The organism is Acinetobacter qingfengensis, assembly GCF_008693185.1.
Classification (GTDB): domain Bacteria; phylum Pseudomonadota; class Gammaproteobacteria; order Pseudomonadales; family Moraxellaceae; genus Acinetobacter; species Acinetobacter qingfengensis.
In genome coordinates, this window is sequence record NZ_VXKN01000001.1 from 158,963 (window position 1) to 178,595 (window position 19,633).

Annotated in this window: 19 protein-coding genes; 14 read left to right on the forward strand and 5 right to left on the reverse strand. The window is 38.3% G+C overall.

Annotation, left to right across the window (positions count from 1 at the left end; genetic code table 11):
- Positions 1 to 67 precede the first annotated feature (67 nt).
- The 7 genes from F4V57_RS00695 (at position 68) to rnhB (ending at position 6,674) form a co-directional block, all read left to right on the forward strand.
- Entirely contained in the window at positions 68 to 727 is a 660-nt protein-coding gene (locus tag F4V57_RS00695; RefSeq protein WP_070069249.1) for an epoxyqueuosine reductase QueH, read from the forward strand.
- A gap of 111 nt (positions 728 to 838) precedes the next feature.
- Positions 839 to 1,846, forward strand: a complete 1,008-nt coding sequence (gene prmB, locus F4V57_RS00700) for a 50S ribosomal protein L3 N(5)-glutamine methyltransferase (RefSeq protein ID WP_070069248.1) — start codon at positions 839 to 841, stop codon at positions 1,844 to 1,846.
- A 13-nt stretch (positions 1,847 to 1,859) separates the two neighbouring features.
- Positions 1,860 to 2,951: a chorismate synthase gene (gene aroC, locus F4V57_RS00705; protein ID WP_070069247.1), complete on the forward strand. Its 1,092-nt coding sequence runs from the start codon at positions 1,860 to 1,862 to the stop codon at positions 2,949 to 2,951.
- Between the two features lie 206 nt (positions 2,952 to 3,157).
- Positions 3,158 to 4,477: an NCS2 family permease gene (locus tag F4V57_RS00710; protein WP_070069246.1), complete on the forward strand. Its 1,320-nt coding sequence runs from the start codon at positions 3,158 to 3,160 to the stop codon at positions 4,475 to 4,477.
- A 70-nt stretch (positions 4,478 to 4,547) separates the two neighbouring features.
- Entirely contained in the window at positions 4,548 to 5,546 is a 999-nt protein-coding gene (locus F4V57_RS00715) for an adenosine deaminase (protein ID WP_070069245.1), read from the forward strand.
- 100 nt (positions 5,547 to 5,646) lie between these two features.
- Positions 5,647 to 6,045, forward strand: coding sequence for a hypothetical protein (locus tag F4V57_RS00720; RefSeq protein ID WP_070069244.1), 399 nt, complete (start codon positions 5,647 to 5,649; stop codon positions 6,043 to 6,045).
- A 59-nt stretch (positions 6,046 to 6,104) separates the two neighbouring features.
- A complete protein-coding gene (rnhB, locus tag F4V57_RS00725; protein WP_070069243.1) occupies positions 6,105 to 6,674 on the forward strand; it encodes a ribonuclease HII in 570 nt (189 codons plus the stop codon).
- Here rnhB and F4V57_RS00730 read toward each other — a convergent pair.
- From F4V57_RS00730 to F4V57_RS00740, 3 genes are all read right to left on the reverse strand, one after another.
- A complete protein-coding gene (locus F4V57_RS00730) occupies positions 6,666 to 8,528 on the reverse strand; it encodes a sensor histidine kinase (RefSeq protein ID WP_227515664.1) in 1,863 nt (620 codons plus the stop codon). The two genes, rnhB and F4V57_RS00730, sit on opposite strands and share 9 nt — an antisense overlap.
- A 26-nt stretch (positions 8,529 to 8,554) precedes the next feature.
- Positions 8,555 to 9,166 (reverse strand): LuxR C-terminal-related transcriptional regulator, encoded by a 612-nt coding sequence (locus F4V57_RS00735; protein WP_406564514.1) that lies wholly within the window; start codon positions 9,164 to 9,166, stop codon positions 8,555 to 8,557.
- Positions 9,167 to 9,581: 415 nt separating this feature from the next.
- Positions 9,582 to 10,604 (reverse strand): type I glyceraldehyde-3-phosphate dehydrogenase, encoded by a 1,023-nt coding sequence (locus F4V57_RS00740; protein ID WP_070069240.1) that lies wholly within the window; start codon positions 10,602 to 10,604, stop codon positions 9,582 to 9,584.
- Between the two features lie 377 nt (positions 10,605 to 10,981).
- Between F4V57_RS00740 and alaS the strand changes: the two genes are divergently transcribed.
- From alaS to grxD, 4 genes are all read left to right on the forward strand, one after another.
- Entirely contained in the window at positions 10,982 to 13,618 is a 2,637-nt protein-coding gene (alaS, locus tag F4V57_RS00745; protein ID WP_070069266.1) for an alanine--tRNA ligase, read from the forward strand.
- 61 nt (positions 13,619 to 13,679) lie between these two features.
- Entirely contained in the window at positions 13,680 to 14,960 is a 1,281-nt protein-coding gene (locus tag F4V57_RS00750; protein ID WP_070069239.1) for an aspartate kinase, read from the forward strand.
- A gap of 207 nt (positions 14,961 to 15,167) precedes the next feature.
- On the forward strand, positions 15,168 to 15,419 hold the full coding sequence (gene csrA, locus F4V57_RS00755; protein ID WP_070069238.1) for a carbon storage regulator CsrA: 252 nt from the start codon (positions 15,168 to 15,170) through the stop codon (positions 15,417 to 15,419).
- Positions 15,420 to 15,638: 219 nt separating this feature from the next.
- Positions 15,639 to 15,983 (forward strand): Grx4 family monothiol glutaredoxin, encoded by a 345-nt coding sequence (grxD, locus tag F4V57_RS00760; RefSeq protein ID WP_070069237.1) that lies wholly within the window; start codon positions 15,639 to 15,641, stop codon positions 15,981 to 15,983.
- 212 nt (positions 15,984 to 16,195) lie between these two features.
- On the opposite strand, the gene F4V57_RS00765 is transcribed toward grxD, so the two are convergent.
- Together F4V57_RS00765 and F4V57_RS00770 are read right to left on the reverse strand one after the other, a co-directional pair.
- Positions 16,196 to 16,477, reverse strand: a complete 282-nt coding sequence (locus F4V57_RS00765; protein ID WP_070069236.1) for a DUF1330 domain-containing protein — start codon at positions 16,475 to 16,477, stop codon at positions 16,196 to 16,198.
- Positions 16,478 to 16,487: 10 nt separating this feature from the next.
- A complete protein-coding gene (locus F4V57_RS00770) occupies positions 16,488 to 17,147 on the reverse strand; it encodes a GntR family transcriptional regulator (RefSeq protein WP_070069265.1) in 660 nt (219 codons plus the stop codon).
- A gap of 141 nt (positions 17,148 to 17,288) precedes the next feature.
- On the opposite strand from F4V57_RS00770, the gene F4V57_RS00775 reads away from it, so the two are divergent.
- From F4V57_RS00775 to F4V57_RS00785, 3 genes are read left to right on the forward strand one after another with little or no spacing between them, the layout of a single operon-like run.
- Positions 17,289 to 17,891 (forward strand): amino acid synthesis family protein, encoded by a 603-nt coding sequence (locus F4V57_RS00775; RefSeq protein ID WP_070069235.1) that lies wholly within the window; start codon positions 17,289 to 17,291, stop codon positions 17,889 to 17,891.
- Positions 17,860 to 18,690 carry an alpha/beta fold hydrolase gene (locus F4V57_RS00780; protein ID WP_070069234.1) on the forward strand — a complete coding sequence of 277 codons (831 nt, stop codon included), beginning with the start codon at positions 17,860 to 17,862 and terminating at the stop codon, positions 18,688 to 18,690. Before F4V57_RS00775 ends, F4V57_RS00780 begins: the two co-directional genes overlap by 32 nt.
- Positions 18,683 to 19,633, forward strand: a complete 951-nt coding sequence (locus F4V57_RS00785) for a flavin reductase (RefSeq protein WP_070069233.1) — start codon at positions 18,683 to 18,685, stop codon at positions 19,631 to 19,633. Before F4V57_RS00780 ends, F4V57_RS00785 begins: the two co-directional genes overlap by 8 nt.

Below are 19,633 nucleotides of genomic sequence, written 5' to 3' on the forward strand. Positions count from 1 at the left end.
CATTAGCTGCAAGTTTGCCATGAACTCAGTATAATTTATCGTAATATTTTTGAATCAGTGTAGTGTCATGACAAAACAACGGGAAAAACTACAACTTCCAGATCATGCAAATAAATTATTGCTACATTCTTGTTGTGCGCCATGTTCCGGTGAAGTTATGGAAGCATTGATTGAATCTGAAATTGATTTTTCCATCTTCTTTTATAATCCAAATATTCATCCAGTCAAAGAATATCTGATTCGTAAGGAAGAAAATATACGTTTTGCGGAAAAGCATCATATTCCATTTATTGACTGTGATTATGATACGGATAACTGGTTTGCTCGTGCCAAGGGTATGGAGGATGAACCGGAAAAAGGTATTCGTTGCACCATGTGTTTTGATATGCGGTTTGAACGTACAGCACTGTATGCACATGAGCATGGTTTTAAGGTGATTTCCAGTTCACTGGGTATTTCTCGCTGGAAGAACATGAAACAAATTAATGATTGCGGTATTCGTGCAGCTTCACATTATCCAGATATGATGTATTGGGATTATAACTGGCGTAAGAATGGCGGTGCCAACCGTATGATTGAAATATCGAAACGTGAAGAATTTTATCAGCAGGAATATTGTGGTTGTGTTTATTCTTTACGGGATACTAACCGTTGGCGGATGTCTAATGGACGTGATCGCATAAAACTAGGAGTAAAATTTTATTCGGCAATGTCTGATGAATCCTGAAAGATGATCAAAGACCGTTGTACCAACGCATGAAATCTCAGGTTTCGCTTATAAATTATGATGAAAGTGAGTAGAATAGTGCATTCTATCGTTTTGGGTCTGGAGTGTTGAGTGGATCATCCATTAATTAGTCAGGAAAGCTTACAGGAAGCAAGCGAAAATTTAAGTACCATTCGAGATTTTATCCGTTTTGGTGTCACAGCATTACGTCAATATGATGCACATTTGGGACAAGGTACAGAAGATTTTTTTGCTGAAAGTTCTGCATTGGTATTACAAACGCTTTCTTTGGATTGGTCTGCGGATTCAGAAATTTTGGATGCCAAATTATTACCAAATGAAAAGCAGGAATTTTTAAGTTTGTTGGAGCGTCGTATTAATGAGCGAGTGCCAACTTCATATTTATTAAATTTATCTTATTTTGATGGTAAGCCGTTTTATGTAGATGAACGGGTTTTAATTCCTCGTTCACCGATTGCCGAGCTGATTCAGGATCGTTTTGCGCCTTATTGTCTGGATGAGCAAGGCCAAATGCGCGAAGATCGTCATCAATTGCCTGCCAGTGTGATGCCTAAAACACCTGAACGTATTTTGGATTTATGTACGGGATCGGGTTGTATTGCCATTGCACTGGCGTATGCCTATCCGGATGCAGCGATCGATGCCACAGATATTTCTAAGGATGCACTGGAAGTTGCAGCCATTAATGTTGAACATCACAATATGCAATATCAGGTTGCATTGTTGGAATCTGATTTATTTGTGCGTATACCTGCGGAAAATCAATACGATTTAATCGTGTCGAATCCACCTTATGTAGATGCACAAGACATGGCGGATTTACCGCAGGAATTTCATCATGAACCTGAATTGGCACTTGCCGCAGGACAGGATGGCTTAGATCTTGTACGTAAAATGTTGGCTGTTGCTGCGGATTACCTGACCGAAACTGGTTTACTGGTGATTGAGGTGGGCAATAGCGAATGGGCGCTGAAACAGAACTTTAATAAAATTGATTTTCACTGGTTAAGCTTTCAAAATGGCGGTTCCGGTATTTTTGCCTTAACAGCACAACAATGCCGTGAATATCAGGCAATTTTTCAGCAATCGATTGAATAAGGAGTAATTGAGCATGGCTGGTAATAGTATTGGTCAATTATTCAGGGTAACAACATGTGGCGAATCACATGGTGCTGGATTAATGGCAATTGTTGATGGTGTACCACCAGGGTTGCAATTGTCTACTGAAGATTTACAACAAGATTTGGATCGTCGTAAACCGGGAACATCTAAATTTGCAACACAGCGTAAAGAACCCGATGAAGTTGAAATTATTTCTGGAATATTTGAAGGAAAAACCACAGGGACATCGATTGGATTATTAATTCGTAATACAGATCAAAAATCTAAGGATTATGGCAATATCGCTCAGACATTCCGTCCTGGACATGCAGATTACACTTATACCCAAAAATACGGCTTTAGAGATTACCGTGGAGGTGGGCGTTCCAGTGCCCGTGAAACAGCGATGCGAGTTGCTGCGGGCGCCATTGCCAAAAAATATCTTGCAGAAAAATTTGGTATTTTGATTCGTGCACACGTTACACAAATCGGTACGGAAGTTGCCAGTAAACTGGACTGGAATGAAGTGGCCAATAATCCATTTTTTTGTGGTGATGTTGATGCCGTTCCACGTTTTGAGGCTTTGGTAACTTCTTTGCGTGAACAGGGAACAAGTTGTGGCGCCAAACTGGAAATTTTGGCTGAGCATGTACCTGTCGGTTGGGGTGAGCCGGTATTTGATCGTCTTGATGCTGATATTGCCCATGCCATGATGAGTATTAATGCTGTCAAGGCAGTTGAAATTGGTGATGGCTTTGCAGTTGCCGCACAGTTTGGACACCAGTCCCGTGATGAATTAACACCACAAGGATTTACTGCCAATCATGCTGGTGGTATTTTGGGTGGCATTTCTTCAGGTCAGGATATCCGGGTCGCCATTGCATTGAAGCCAACATCAAGTATTACTACCACAGGTAAGACCATTAACTTACAGGGTCAGGCAACAGATGTCATAACTAAAGGTCGTCATGATCCTTGTGTGGGTGTTCGTGCTGCACCAATTGCAGAGGCAATGCTGGCAATCGTATTGATGGATCATTTTATGCGACATCGTGCTCAAAATGCTGATGTACAACAACCGCTATTACCGATTGCTCCTTAGGGTTTAAATTTTTATTCAAGTCCCAATCGTGTGTTGGGGCTTTTGTTTTTTTAGATATCTCTGGTTGAAATGGCCAAAATATCACCTAAGCATAAACCGCATGGCACAAGCTTTGCTTGCTTTGGGTGTAATCGTTATCGTGTCGTGATAACGAAAAAAGCTTATGTTAATGCGTTATGCATTAACATATTTTTTGAGGATAAATAATGCAACATTCAGATTCTTCTGTGGGCTTGCTGGAGCGTTTGTTCAAGCTCCGTCACAATCAAACCAATGTACGCACAGAGGTTTTGGCTGGATTTACAACATTTCTGGCCATGTGTTACATCATCATTGTCAACCCAAGTATTTTACATTTAACTGGTATGGATCAGGGTGCAGTATTTGTTGCTACCTGTATTGCAGCAGCAATTGGTTGTCTGGTGATGGGATTGGTTGCCAATTATCCTATTGCTTTGGCACCGGGTATGGGTCTGAATGCATATTTTACATTTTCGGTATGTATGGGAATGGGGGTACCTTGGCAAACAGCATTGGCAGCTGTTTTTGTTTCTGGTTGTGTATTTTTGTTTGTTAGCCTGTTTAAATTTAGAGAGGCCATGATTAATGCCATTCCAATGTCATTAAAATTATCAATCGCAGGTGGGATTGGTTTTTTTCTGGCATTAATTGCTCTAAAGTCTGCGGGTGTTGTGGTAGGTAATGAAGCGACACTGGTGAAAATGGGTGATCTGGCAGCGCCTTCTGTTTTATTTGCTGCATTAGGGTTTTTATTGATTGTAGTAATGCATCATTACAAAATCCGTGGTGCAATTATTATTAGTATTTTATCGATTACTATCTTATCTACGCTAACTGGGCATAATCAATTTCAAGGCATTGTCGGTGCCATTCCTTCCATTGCACCCACATTTTTGCAAATGGATTTTCATGGATTATTTAATATTTCCATGGTTGGTGTTATTTTCGTATTCTTTTTGGTGGATCTATTTGACAGTACCGGAACACTGGTTGGTGTATCACAACGTGCAGGTTTATTACAAGATGGTAAATTACCACGGTTAAAACGCGCACTTTTGGCAGATTCTAGTGCGATTATTGCCGGTGCAGCGTTGGGAACATCATCTACAACACCATATATCGAATCTGCATCAGGTGTTGCAGCCGGTGGGCGTACAGGTTTAACGGCAGTGGTAGTAGCTGTACTATTTATTCTGGCATTATTTTTATTTCCACTTGCTCAAAGTGTACCTGCTTTTGCAACTGCGCCAGCATTATTATATGTCGGTGTATTAATGATTCATGGCGTCACAGGTATTGAGTGGGATGATATTACTGAAGCTGTTCCGGCATTTTTGACTATCGTTTTTATGCCGTTTACTTATTCTATTGCAGATGGAATTGCCATTGGTTTTATCAGTTATGCGGTGATCAAACTGTTAACCGGAAAAGCAGCAGATGTTCCATATATGGTGTGGATTATTGCCGTATTATGGGCATTTAAATTTGCTGTATTTGGTGGCTAACGCTGAATGATGTATTTTAGGTGTAGTCACGGCTACACCTTTTTTTATTTTGAAATTTTGGAGAAGTTTTGTGCAGCAGCATGATTTAATTGCAGCATTACCTAAAGCCGAGTTGCATTTACATATTGAAGGGAGCTTTGAACCTGAACTTATGTTTGAAATTGCCAAACGTAATCAGGTGCAAATTCCTTATCAGTCTGTTGAAGAGGTTAAACAGGCTTATAATTTTCATAATCTACAATCTTTTTTGGATATTTATTATGCTGGTGCCAGTGTATTGCTATATGCCCAAGATTTTTATGATTTAGCTTGGGCATATTTTGAAAAATGCCAACAGGATAATGTAGTTCACACCGAAATCATGTTTGATCCACAAACTCATACAGATCGCGGAGTTGCTTTTGAAACTGTTATTCAGGGATTACATCGTGCCTGTGTTGATGCAGAACAAAAATTAGGGATTACATCATATTTAATTATGTCATTTTTACGTCATTTGAGTGAAGATGCTGCATTTGAAACCTTAAAACAGGCGGAACCGTTTAAAGATAAAATCAAAATTGTAGGTCTGGATTCCAGTGAAGTAGGGCATCCACCCAGTAAATTTGAACGTGTTTTTTCCAAAGCAAGACAGCAAGGTTATTTAGTTGTTGCGCATGCAGGTGAAGAGGGGCCGGCTGATTATGTCTGGGAAGCACTGGATTTATTAAAGGTTAATCGTATTGATCATGGTGTGCGCTCAGAAGAAGATGACATATTGATGCAGCGTTTAATCAGCGAAAAAATGCCGTTAACTGTTTGCCCATTAAGTAATTTAAAGCTTTGTGTTGTAGATGATATGGCGCAACACAATATTCAGCGTATGCTGCAAAAAGGTGTAATGGTCACTGTCAATTCAGATGATCCGGCTTATTTTGGAGGATATATGAATGACAATTTTTATGCCATTGCCGATGCATTGGCACTGAGTAATTTGGAATTAAAACAATTGGCTATTCATTCTTTTCAAGCCAGTTTTTTACCGAACGAGCAAAAAACAAAATGGATTAACAAAATTAATGCTATTTAATTCAGGCATTTTTTGTATAGTAAGCCCATCAAAAATGCTTGTATTGAAGCATTTTGGTATCAGTATCAAAAATTCATAAATACTCGGGAATATTGGGAAGATGAAAAAAATACTTATGATGGTTGTTGCATCGACAACACTGGCATTAACAGCATGTGCAACAAGCACTGGAACAGGTACCACAAATTCAGGTACTAATAGTATTGGTACTGCAGCAACAATTGGAGGAAATATTTTTAAAGCAGCCGTTGATAGTCAATGTCGTACAGAATTGCAAAGTAATAATGCTTTTCGTGTAGTTGCATTAACCATGACTGCTGAACAGCAAGAGGCACTGGAAACTAAAGTTTGTGGTTGTGTTAGCGAAAAAGCACCACAAAATGTAACTGCGGTTGAACTGGCACAGGCTGCCATGGATCCAAATGCACGTGCACAGATTGTAACCAATACGGTTGCTAAAACACTAAGTGCCTGTTATTCAGAATTTGTGAAAAAATAATTGTGCTATAAAATGCCAAAGGCGATCCACAAGATCGCTTTTTTAATTGGAGAACAACATTGTATATTGCTGGTGTAGATGAAGCTGGGCGAGGGCCTTTAATTGGTTCGGTCGTGACTGCTGCGGTCATTCTCGATCCGAATAATCCAATTGAAGGGTTAAATGATTCCAAAAAACTTACGGCAAAAAAACGTGAGCAGCTATTTCTGGAAATTAAGCAAAAAGCACTGTCCTGGTCAATTGCAGAAGCAACACATGAAGAAATTGATCAACTCAATATTTTACAAGCCACCATGCTGGCCATGAAAAGAGCGGTAGAAACTTTGTCCATAACTCCACAATTAGTTCGTATTGATGGCAATCGTTGTCCGGATTTATCCTTGGCGTGTGAAGCCGTGATTGGTGGTGATGCATTACATCAGGAAATCAGTGCCGCTAGTATTCTTGCAAAAGTAACCCGGGATCACCAGATGCAGGAATTAGATATACTTTATCCACAATATGGATTTGCTAAACATAATGGTTATCCGACCAAAGCACATTTGGAAGCTATGCAAATATATGGAATTTTACCAATGTATCGTCGTAACTATAAACCAGTCAAACTATTGCTAGCTCAATCACAATAAATTAACTTTAGGTGTGTTGAAGGATTTAATCACCTGAATTATGGTTCTCCCAGCTTGTGAGTCAATCTTCATTTTGGCATTAATTTTTTCCAGTCGAATATTCATACTGCGAATACCAATACTTAGTCCTGACTGTTGAACCAATGCTGGATCAAAGCCAATACCATTATCCTGTATTTCCAAAATGAGTTGCTGTTGATCATTATAAAACATTTGGACTTTCACTTGTGTTGCCTGGCTATGTTTAATAATGTTAGTTAGAGATTCTTCAGCAACTCGTAATAAGGTTAAACATTCTAGCGGTGAAGGTTTAATTTCCCATTGATTAGGGAAATGCCAATAGGAGTAAATATCCATTTCATCGAATAATTGACTGAAACGATAACGAATCGGTGCTCCCCAAAGTATCGGTGTTTTAGGAATTTTTGCATCAACACTAGAACCACTATCAATAATTTGCCTCAAATCATCTCTTAATAATTTCAGCATGGATAGGAATTGCTCATTACTCAAATTAACTTTGCTTTGATCAATTAATGCCATAGAGCGTACGAGTGAACCACCCAGCCCATCATGCAAATCATGTGCAAGATTAATCCTTTCCTGTAATTTTATATTGATGAGTTCAAGTTTATATTGAGTGGTCAATGAGTTGGTCAATTCGCTTCTGGTTTGAATAATATTTTCTTCAAGTACTTTGTTAAATCTTGAAATTTCCTTAATATTCTTAGATAAGCGTAATCCTAAGATAATTGCAATGAAAAAAGTGGTGATCGGACCAGTATAGGGGAATAGTAAATTCTCTTGGTTTTTTATGAAAAAAAAGCCATATAAATCATGTATTGAAATAAAAATATAGATGATAAAAATATAAGCAAGTAAAGTAGATTCTATTTGCTTAACTTTCCATGCAATACATTGGAAACTAATGAAATTAGCAAATAAAATCAAAATTCCAGTAAAAAAATAAATGAATAATAATGTATTTTGATATTGATCAAAGGGGAGCAAAGGAATAAAAGTAATTGTAAGCAAAAAAATCCAGAGTATTTTTTCAATTTTAGGAAAAGTTACTCTTGCCAGCCGCCATGCATAAAAGCAAAAAAACACACTATAAAAATTTAAGATGATAAGATTTAGAAAGGTAAATTGAATTTGATTCAAGCCTGCTGGTGTATAGCTAATGAGGTGACCTGATAAAAATAATACCCATGCTAATGAAGTGAGTGCAAACCAGCCAAAAACTTTTTCTTGATGATGAAACAACCAAATGATTAGTGCAACAATACCGAGGGTTAAAGAAAAAATTAAATTAAAAAAGGTTAAAACTCGTTGTTCATACCAAAACTCCTGAAATTTGGGCATGATTTCTTTGGGATTTCCGATAAATACCTTTCCAAGTCCAGAAGATTGTGTGGGAACACTGATTACCCGAATCCAAAGTGTATTTTCGCCTTTTTTTAAACTTGATGCAGGAATATTCCAATAGCGAGGCATATTCCAGCTACGGGATAATGGTTCTACTAATGATTGATCTTGCCATAACAAGTCATCATTAATAAAAATTTCTCCGGTAACATTGATACGGTTAATGACCAGCATGACTGGATTGTGTTGCTGTACTGGACAATCATAATTCAGTTGTATTTTATACCAAATATTTCCTGAATAGTTTTTCCAGTGAGAATCGACAAAATCAGGAAAAGTTTTTATTTTTAACCAGCCATTTTCTGGACGCTGTAAATGATCTTTTCCTATACCTTTAGCGATATACATATTTTGAATATGTGCTGTACAATTCCCTAGTTGTAGATTGCTTTGGGCATAACTCGGTTTTACAAGGATGAGTAGCATCCCTAAGCAAATGCAATATAAAAATTTTATAATATACCGAGTGATCGAGCAGTATCTACGGCTTTGGTTCTGTTGCATACAGCAAGTTTCCGGTAAATATGTTTAATATGTGACTCTACGGTATATCTTGATAAATTGACTTCATTAGCGATAGCTTTATTACTTAAACCTTGTGCAACCAATTCTAAAATTTCTAATTCGCGGGAAGATAAAATATGATTTGAATGTTGTAACGATACTCTGGGTTGATTCGGTTTAATAATTTTGCTTAAAATCTGTTGCGCAATAAATGGATCTATTGGCGCACCACCACGTAAAATACTGCGAATAGACAGTATAATTTCAAAATCGTCACGTTCTTTGAGTAAATAACCCGTAGCACCTGATTGAATTGCTCCTAATATGGCATCTTGAGTACTCCATGCGGAAATTACAAGTATTGGAATACCGATATCCTGATTGCGCAAATATTCAATGAAATCCTGTCCATTACCATCTGGTAATCCCAAATCAACTAAACAAAATGATATTGGGTGTTCTTCTACCATTTTTTTGGATTGTGCCAATGTCTGAGAAAATAATAATTGTTCAGTTTTATAACCAACCGATAATAAAAGACTGGATAATCTTGTTTGCATGACCGGATCATCTTCAATGATGAAAACAGGAGTGGGTAAAACAAGTTCTAGATCAGACACACGTCACCTATTATGATTGAAACAGCAATTTGATGAATAGTAATAGAATAAAAGACTTGTCCGAATATGAACATACCTGAGGTTGGGTATTGAAAAAATGTTCATTTTGCGCATATTTTATATGTTATTGATTTTAAATATTAATTTATTGTTGAAAAATTTATAAGCCAATAGTATGCCAAACATATTGGCTTGCTTTCTTTTTATATTTTTTTATATTCTTAGCGATGATAGATAAGATAAGTTACTTGATCTGATAAAAAGACTGTAACCATAGTCCAAAATATCTATATCTATGGATTAAAGCAATTTCAAAGATTTAATGATTATGTCAAATTTAATTCAGGCAATTATTTTAGTTGGGTAGAACACTGACCAAATCCAGTAAACGATTAGCATAACCCCATTCATTATCATACCATGCAAAAACTTTTGCATGCCGACCGACCACCATGGTTTGTGTCAAATCAACAATTAATGATTCAGGAGAGTGATTAAAATCACTGGAAACCAGAGGCTGATCAATTACAGACATGATATTTGAAAATTCGCCTTGGGCAAATTGTGTCAGTAGGGTATTGATATCATCAATAGTATGCGTATCAGGCATGACAAAACTTAAATCAATGGCTGCAACATTGATGGTTGGAACACGGATAGAGAATCCTTCAATACGATTTTCCATTTTTGGCATTACGCGTTTCAAAGCGCCTAAAGCACTGGAAGTGGTTGGGATAATATTTTGTCCTGAAGCACGGGCACGGCGTAAATCCCGATGAGCATGATCCAGTACAGATTGATCAGCAGTCACTGCGTGAATTTCTGTCATCATGGCTGTTTCAATACCAAAAGCATCATCCAAAATTTTAACTAATGGCACAAGTGCCTGTGTCGTACATGAAACGCTGGAAATTACCCGATCTTCAGTCGTTAATTCATGATGATTAATGCCATAAACAATAGCAGCATCTACGCTATCAAAAGGTGCAGCACCAATAATGACACGTTTTGCACCTGTAATTAAATGTTGACTGGCATCAGCTCTTGAACGAAATAAACCTGTACATTCGAGTACCACATCAATTTCGAGGGTTTTCCATGGCAAGTCAATCGGTTGAGGTTTTTTAAAAACTTCGATTTTTAGTGATTTGTTGAATGCTTGAATCCATAAAAATTGCCGGTGTTGTTCTTGTATGACGTCAATGCTGCCGGCAAAACGTCCATGCGTGCTATCAAAACGTAATAGATGTGCCAGCGTCTGGATCTCTGCAACATCATTAATGGCAATAATTGTGCATAGTGGATTGGAATTTTCAAACCATGCACGGACAACATTTCGACCAATTCGACCAAAACCGTTAATGGCAATACGTTGCATGGAGAATTCCTTACATCATCAATAAAAATCAGCTGGTTATATTAAAACATTGTGAAAAGGGATGATAGGGAAGAACCAGTTAAAATTGATTTGAATAATTTTTTAGACATAAAACCCTCATAATATTCTGTTAAATTGATGAATAAACATGCAATTGACCGTATTATTTTATGCTTCATCTTTAGCTTTTGTTTTTAGAGTGTTATCAATGACAGGCTAAATTTGTGAATGGCAGGAAAATGATTGGTTGATGCAGATTTTTTCCGTTATAATTTAGCGCTTTTATAATTTGGTTGTCGCTCGGTAAAAATAAATTTTCATAGCCGAACATGACCTTGAAATTGAATATGGAGTGACTTGTTGTGAGTACACGTTTTATGACGTCCGCTGAAATTCGTGAAGCCTTTTTATCATTTTTTGAATCGAAAGGTCATACACGTGTCGCCTCGAGTTCACTCGTTCCGCATAATGACCCAACATTATTGTTCACCAATGCTGGGATGAATCAGTTTAAAGACTGTTTTCTTGGTTTGGAAAAACGTGACTATACCCGCGCGACAACATCACAAAAATGTGTACGTGCCGGTGGCAAGCATAACGATTTGGATAATGTCGGTTATACAGCAAGACATCATACATTTTTTGAAATGCTGGGTAATTTCTCCTTTGGTGATTATTTTAAACGTGAAGCAATTCACTATGCCTGGGAATTTTTAACCTCAGAACAATGGCTGGGTTTACCTAAAGATAAGCTTTATGTCACAGTTTATCATACTGATGACGAAGCATTTGATATCTGGAACAAAGAAGTCGGGCTTGCTGCTGAACGCATTATCCGTATTGGAGATAATAAAGGCGAAAAATACGCTTCAGATAACTTTTGGGCAATGGGTGATACCGGCCCTTGTGGTCCATGTTCTGAAATTTTCTTTGATCATGGTGAACATATCTGGGGGGGGTTACCGGGCACACCTGAAGAAGATGGCGATCGTTTTATTGAAATCTGGAACAATGTATTCATGCAGTTTAATCGTACCGCAGATGGAATTTTGCATGCATTGCCTGCACCATCTGTAGATACTGGCATGGGACTTGAGCGTATTTCCGCAGTTTTACAGCATGTCAATTCCAACTATGATATCGACTTATTCCAGCATTTACTTAAAGCAGCAGCTGAAATTGCGGGCATTCAAGATGAAGGACAACCATCTTTACGCGTTATTGCAGATCATGCTCGCTCTTGTTGCTTTTTGATTGCTGATGGCGTTAATCCTTCTAATGAAGGACGCGGCTATGTATTGCGCCGTATTATTCGCCGTGCAGTACGTCATGGCAATAAATTGGGTGCAACCGGCACATTCTTCTATAAAATGCTGCAACCTTTAATTGATGTTATGGGACAAGCTTACCCTGAATTGGCTGTAAATCAATCTCGTATCGAAGCAACCTTAATAAAAGAAGAAGAACAGTTTGCCAAAACTCTGGAACAAGGCCTGAAAGTGCTTGAAAGTGAGTTAAGCCAACTTAATGGAAATACTATTCCGGGTGAAGTTGTATTTAAACTTTATGATACCTATGGATTTCCGGCAGATTTAACCGCAGATATTGCCCGTGAACGTGAATTAACCATTGATGAAAACGGCTTTGAAATAGAGATGGCTGCACAGCGTCAGCGGGCACGTGAAGCCGGAAAATTTGCAGTAGATTATAATAGCATTGTAAAAGTAGACGGTGCTACCCAGTTTGATGGATATGATGCTACCAATGGACAAGGCGAAATCCTTGCTATTTATAAAGATGGTGAGCAGGTTGAAGAAGTTTTTGAAGGTGACGAAGCGCTGATTGTACTTAATCAGACTCCATTTTATGCTGAAAGTGGTGGGCAAGTTGGTGATACCGGAATCTTCAAGAATGATACTGGAATCTTTGAAGTTCATGATACCAAAAAATCTGGTAATGCTTTTGTTCATCAAGGGGTGGTGACCGTAGGTCATCTTAAAACAACACAAAGTGTTCAAGCGATAGTAAAGGCTGATTTACGTGCAGCAATTTCTCGTAACCATTCTGCGACGCACTTATTGCATGCTGCATTACGTCAAATTCTGGGAAGTCATGTTCAGCAAAAAGGTTCACTGGTTGCTTCAGAAATGTTACGTTTTGACTTCTCACATGATCAGGCTGTGACATTTGAACAACTGCAACAAATTGAGCAATTGGTCAATCGTGAAGTGATTGCTAATACAATTGTGCAAACTGAAATTCTGGATATTGAAAGTGCCAAGCAAAAAGGCGCAATGATGTTATTCGGAGAAAAATATGGTGAAACTGTACGTGTGTTGACCATGGGAACTGTGAATAATGATGTACCATTCTCAGTAGAACTTTGTGGTGGTATTCATGTGAAGCGTACAGGTGACATTGGTTTATTCAAGATTGTTTCTGAAGGTGGTGTTGCTGCTGGAATTCGTCGTATTGAAGCCATCACAGGTACGGTTGCTCTTGAATCAGCACAAAAGGCAGATCGTACCATTCGTCAGATTGATGCTTTGTTAAAAGCACAAAAAGATCAGACATTTGATCGTGTACAGGCGACTGTTGATCATGCTGTACAATTACAGAAACACATTGAGCAACTTAACCAGAAGTTGGCAAATCTACAAGCAGTAGAGTTATTAAATCAGGTACAAGACATAAATAATCGCCGTACTTTGATTGCTTCACAGCAAGCTATGGATGCGAAAGCATTACGTCATCTACACGACAGTATTAGATCAAAAATGGATGATGCTATTATCGTTCTGGCAGGTGTAGATGCAGATAAAGTGAGCCTGATTGCTTCTGTTGCGAAGCAGCATCAGGCAAATATCAAGGCAGGAGAGATCATCAAGCATCTGGCTACTGAACTTGGTGGTAAAGGTGGTGGTAAACCTGACTTGGCACAAGGTGGCGCGCCACTTAATGAGAAGTTTGAACAGGTTATTGCAGCTTTGCCTGCATGGCTTGCACAACAATAGAACTTCAATGTGTAACTGATCCTGATGGGCCTGTCAGGATCACGGCTTATATGGAATAGCTATGGCATTAATCGTACAAAAATATGGTGGAACTTCAATGGGTACACCTGAGCGCATTTTAAATGTTGCTCATCGGGTTAAACGCTGGCACGATCACGGTCATAAAGTTGTGATTGTAGTTTCTGCAATGAGCGGTGAAACCAATCGCTTGTTGGCATTAGCGAAAGCCATTACTACAACACCTGACCCACGTGAACTTGATCAAATGGTGTCTACAGGTGAGCAAGTAACGATTTCCATGTTAGCCATGGCATTAAATTCAATCGGTGTATCTGCATGTTCTTATACGGGGCGTCAGGTGGGGATCAAAACCGATAGTGCATTTACCAAAGCACGTATTGAATCGATCGATACAGATGTGATGACCACAGCGCTTGAAGCTGGCAAAGTTATTGTTGTTGCAGGTTTTCAGGGAGTAGATGAGCTTGGAAATACCACAACATTAGGTCGAGGTGGATCAGATACTACAGGTGTGGCATTGGCAGCAGCATTAAAAGCTGATGAATGTCAGATTTATACTGATGTGGATGGCGTCTATACAACCGACCCACGAGTTGCACCTAAAGCCAAAAAAGTTGACCGTATTTCTTTTGAAGAAATGCTGGAAATGGCATCTTTAGGTTCAAAAGTCTTGCAAATTCGTTCAGTTGAGTTTGCTGGTAAATATCAGGTACCACTACGTGTATTATCCAGCTTTGATAATGACAATGATGGTGCTTTTGATGAACAGTTCAAACAAACAGTCGGTACACTAATCACAACTGAGGCAGAAGAAAATATGGAACAGCCAATTATCTCAGGAATCGCATTTAATCGTGATGAAGCAAAGTTAACAATTTTAGGTGTACCTGATGAACCAGGTATTGCTTCTAAAATTCTAAGCCCAATCAGTGCTGCAAATATTGAAGTGGATATGATAGTCCAAAATATTGAAGAAGATGGCACCACAGATTTTACATTTACTGTTAACCGTATTGATTATGCTAAAGCCCGTAGCATTCTTGAAAATGCAGCGAAAGAAATTAAAGCGCGCGAAGTTACAGGTCGTGATGATATTGTAAAAGTTTCTATCGTGGGTGTTGGTATGCGCTCACATGCTGGTGTAGCAAGTAAAATGTTCACTGCATTGGCTGATGAAGGCATTAATATTTTGATGATTTCAACTTCAGAAATTAAAATTTCAGTTTTAATCGAAGAAAATTATCTTGAATTGGCTGTTCGTTCATTGCATAGTGCCTTTGGTTTAGATCGTGAATCTGGTGAAAGTAGCGCTCGTGCTTAAAAACTAAGCACCAATTTGCATTAATTGGCAAAAAAAACTAAGATTGCCTGACAAGATGCCACTATTCTTATATAGTGGCTCTGTTATATTTAAAAACGTGATTTGTTTACAAACAGAATTAAGCGGTTGTGCGAAAAATGTTTAAGACTGGTTTGTGATCAATGGTAGTTTCTCTTTCGAATGAAGCACATTTAGCAAGGAGGCCGTATGCTAATTTTGACTCGTCGTGTTGGTGAAACTCTAATGATTGGTGATCAGGTGAGTGTCACAGTTTTAGGTGTGAAAGGTAATCAAGTGCGTATTGGTGTCAATGCGCCTAAAGAAGTATCAGTCCATCGTGAAGAAATTTATCAGCGTATTCAACATGAGCGTGCAATGCATGAGCATTTGCAAAATCTTGATGAAAATTACACGCCAAATTTCAATGATGATGACTATTCATCTTTTGGTAACCGTTAATACCTAGTAAAAAAGTCAGCATTTTTTGCTGGCTTTTTTATTGTAAAATAATAAGAGAAATATTTATATTACATTGTTTTTTATAAATTTTTATTGATCTACCTGTTATTTAAACCTATATGGTTTTTTCCAAAACAGCACAACAAAATAATAATTGATTGAAATTAGTTGATCGCTTTGGTTTATAATTAGCACTATTATTAAAGAGGAATGTTATTAATGACTGAACAAGCAAGAGATACTGAAGCTTTAATTCGTGATCAGATTGCCAAACATGCTGTATTACTTTACATGAAAGGCACCCCACAATTTCCACAATGTGGTTTTTCAGCACGTGCAGTAGAAGTATTAAGCCAGATTGGTCGTCCATTTGCTTATGTCAATATTCTGGAAAATCCTGATATTCGTGCGACATTGCCAGCAATTGCCAATTGGCCGACTTTTCCACAATTATGGGTAAAAGGTGAATTGGTTGGTGGTAGTGACATTATGATGGAAATGTTCCAGAGTGGTGAATTACGCACCCTAATCGAAGAAAATACCCCAACTCCTGAGCAGGGATAAGAAAGTACTACTTTGCCCCTGCGCAAGGCGAACACCTGAAGCGTGAGCGGAAAGGGATAAGCAAACTAGTGCTTTTGAAAAACTAAGTGTTCAGTAATAAATTACTTATTCTGCTGATATCGACTTAAATTAGCCTTTAGTATTGCATTAGAATATTAAAGGCTTTTTATTGTGATGTATTTAATGGATGACTTCTGGTTTGCTTATAAAAATTAAGCCTCTACAATACTAATCATTACATCTGCACAATCAGCACGTGCATTTCGAGCTAAACGATACTCTTCAGATTCATAACAAGCTTGTGCAGTTGCCAAATCAGGAAATTCAATTAAGACATGGCGTTCAAATATTTTCCCTTCAGGATTTAATGCCTGACCACCACGTGCCAGAAACTTTGCACCATACTTTTGAAATGCAGCGGGTGCCAGTTGCATATATTTTTCATATTGTGCCATATCCTGAATGGTGACATGAGCAATCCAGTATGCTGCCATGAGTTTCTCCTTACGGATTAAGAATTTGTTTGGCTATTGCTGATGCTTCTGCCAAATGGTCTGTTACGGCTTGTTTTGCAGATTCGGGATCATGTGCCAAAATTGCTTCCATAATCCGACAAATGCGTTCATAACCTGAAATTTCCCGCCGAGTTGAATTAATGGTCATTGCACGTAAACGACTAATACGCCCATTTAAACGCTCAACAACTTCCCATGCGATATCATGTTGCGCAATGGTAAAAATTTGATGATACAGTTCACGGGAAACGGCCAATAGATGGGGAATATTATTTTGTTCAAACGCTTGATGTAATTGCTCTAGGTGTTGCTGCAATATTTGACTATTTTGTAAGTCAAGATTCTTAGTGCAATCAACAACAGCGCTTTGTTCCAATAATAAACGTATATCGTAAATTTGTTCTGCAATTTGCCAGTTAAGCACAGAAACAATAGGCCCTTTATTGGGAATAATTTCTACCAGACCTTCTGCTTCAAGATAGCGAATCGCTTCCCGAACTACAGTTCGACTGACACCGAGTTCTTCACATAACACACGTTCTACCAATCTTTTTCCTGCCGGAAAGTAGCCAGTAATAATTGCATTGCGCAAATTGGTTAATGCCATTTCCCGTAGCGTAATTGGCGGTTGTTCAATTTTTAGATTCAAGGCTTTTCTCACTAATGAATGTAATCTTTAGTTACATTTTCATCAAGTATTTTAGCAAAAAAAATGGTACATGAGTAGCTTGTACTATTGTATACCATAATATTGTGTTTTATATTCGAGTAAAACCAAGGAGATTAAAACGTGAGCCTAATTCGGAAAACCGTACTGCATGTAGAAACAATTTATGTTGATGGTGCTAAAGAAGCAGCAACCCCATTAAAAATGGTGGCAGCAGCAGCAGTGATTAAAAATCCATGGGCAGGTCAGGGATATGTAGAAAATTTAACACCTGAAATTCGACGTATTGCACCAATTCTAAGTGAGCATTTAACAAAATTGATTCTTGATGAAATTGGTTCAGGTGAAGCAGTGGAGGCTTTTGGTAAATCGGCTGTTGTTGGTCTGGATGGTGAACTTGAACATGCTTCCGCATTAATTCATACCTTACATTTTGGTAATACTTATCGTAGTGCAGTCGGTGCGAAATCTTATCTTGCATTCAATAACACGCGTGGGCCAGCGAATGCACCAATTTTGGTGCCTATGATGGATAAAAATGATGAAGGTCGCCGTTCACATTATTTAACCATTCAGTTTGCTATTCCTGATGCTCCTGCTGCTGATGAACTGGTTATTGTAATTGGGGCTTCAACTGCTGGTCGCCCACACCACCGTATTGGTGATCGTTATCAAGATTTGGAAGAGTTAGGTCATGACCTCAAAAACCCTGCGGCTGTCAAATAACAGTCAAGTTCATTATCTGGAACATGGTCAGGGTGAAGTATTGGTTCTGATTCATGGTGTGGGCATGCAGGCAGCGGCTTGGTATCCACAAATTGAGTATTTCTCTAAAAATTATCGTGTGATCTCGGTAGATATGCCGGGACATGGTGAAAGTGATGCTTTGCTCGAAGGCGCCAGTTTACAAGATTTTGTGCAATGGGCAATTCATGTAATTGAACATTTAAGCTCTGAACCTGTGAATTTGGCTGGACATTCGATGGGATCGCTGATTGCCACAGGCGTTGCTGCGACCAGACCAGATTTGGTGAAGCGTGTTGCAGTGTTGAACGGTGTTTATAAGCGTACTGAGCAGGCACGTCAGGCAGTGATAGATCGTGCTGAGCAGTTAAAAGATGGTGAACTTGATATTGAAACACCATTACAACGCTGGTTCGGTACGAGTGAAATAGAACGACTCGCATGTGACAGAGTGAAAAAATGGTTACAGCAAATTAATTTACGTGGTTATGCAACAGCTTATTCAGCCTTTGCTCGTGGTGATAATGTTTATGCTGATTTGTGGGAACAAGTGCAATGTCCTGCACTGATTCTTACTGGTGAAGATGATTTAAATTCCACAGCTGCCATGAGTATAGAAATGGCGAAGCATGCACCACTTGGTGTGGCCGTGATTATTGATCAGCATCGCCATATGGTTAATCTGACTGCACCTGAACAAGTTAATCAAGCAATGGAAGATTGGCTTAAAACGCCAGTTTTGAACATTAGCCAGAAAATAAGGGAATATAGTCATGAGTGAAATGGAATCAATCGATAAGATTAGAGAATTAAGGGATGCATTTGGTGCCTTTATGACAGGCGTAACGATTGTTACGACCAGTAAAGAAAATGGAAATAAACCTTTGGGTTTTACCGCAAATTCTTTTGCCTCGGTTTCTCTTGATCCGGCTTTGTTATTGGTAAGTATTGCCAAGACATCCAGTAACTATGAGAATTTTGCCAATACCCAGCATTTTGCCATCAATATTTTGGCAGAAGAGCAAAAAAATATTTCCAATATTTTTGCCCGTCCAAGTCAAGATCGTTTTGCTGAGGTGAAATGGTCATTCAGTGAATACCAAAATCCAATTTTAGATGATGTTACAGCATGGTTTGATTGTACTACTTATCAAATTGTTGATGCTGGTGATCATGCAATTTTAATTGGCAAGATTGAAAATTTTGCATCATCGGGTTTTGCTGGGTTGGGATATTATCGTGGTGGATATTTTACCCCTGCCAAATTTTCGACTGAAATTATTTCAAAAGAAGTAAGCTCAGGACCAAAAGTAGTGATTAGTGCCATTATTGCGCACGAAAATCAGGTTTTACTGCTTGAAGATGCAAACCACCTCTGGACGATTCCGCATATTGAGGTAGATCAGAGTGGTGCAGATCAAGCCTTAAAAAAATTATTTGATGAATATAAGTCTGATGCATCAGCAAGTTTTATCTATTCAGTGTATGAACACTGTAGTAATCAACATCAATACATTTCATTTTTATGTAATGCACCAACTTCACAACCTTTAAAAGGTAAATTCGTTGATCTGGATAAACTATCCTCCCTGCAATTCGTTAATCCTGCATTAGAAAGTATGTTGCAACGTTATCACCGGGAAAAGCAATTGCAAAGTTACGGTATTTATTATGGTAATGAAATTGCAGGAACGGTTCGTCAAATTGTAAAAGAAGGGGTTTAA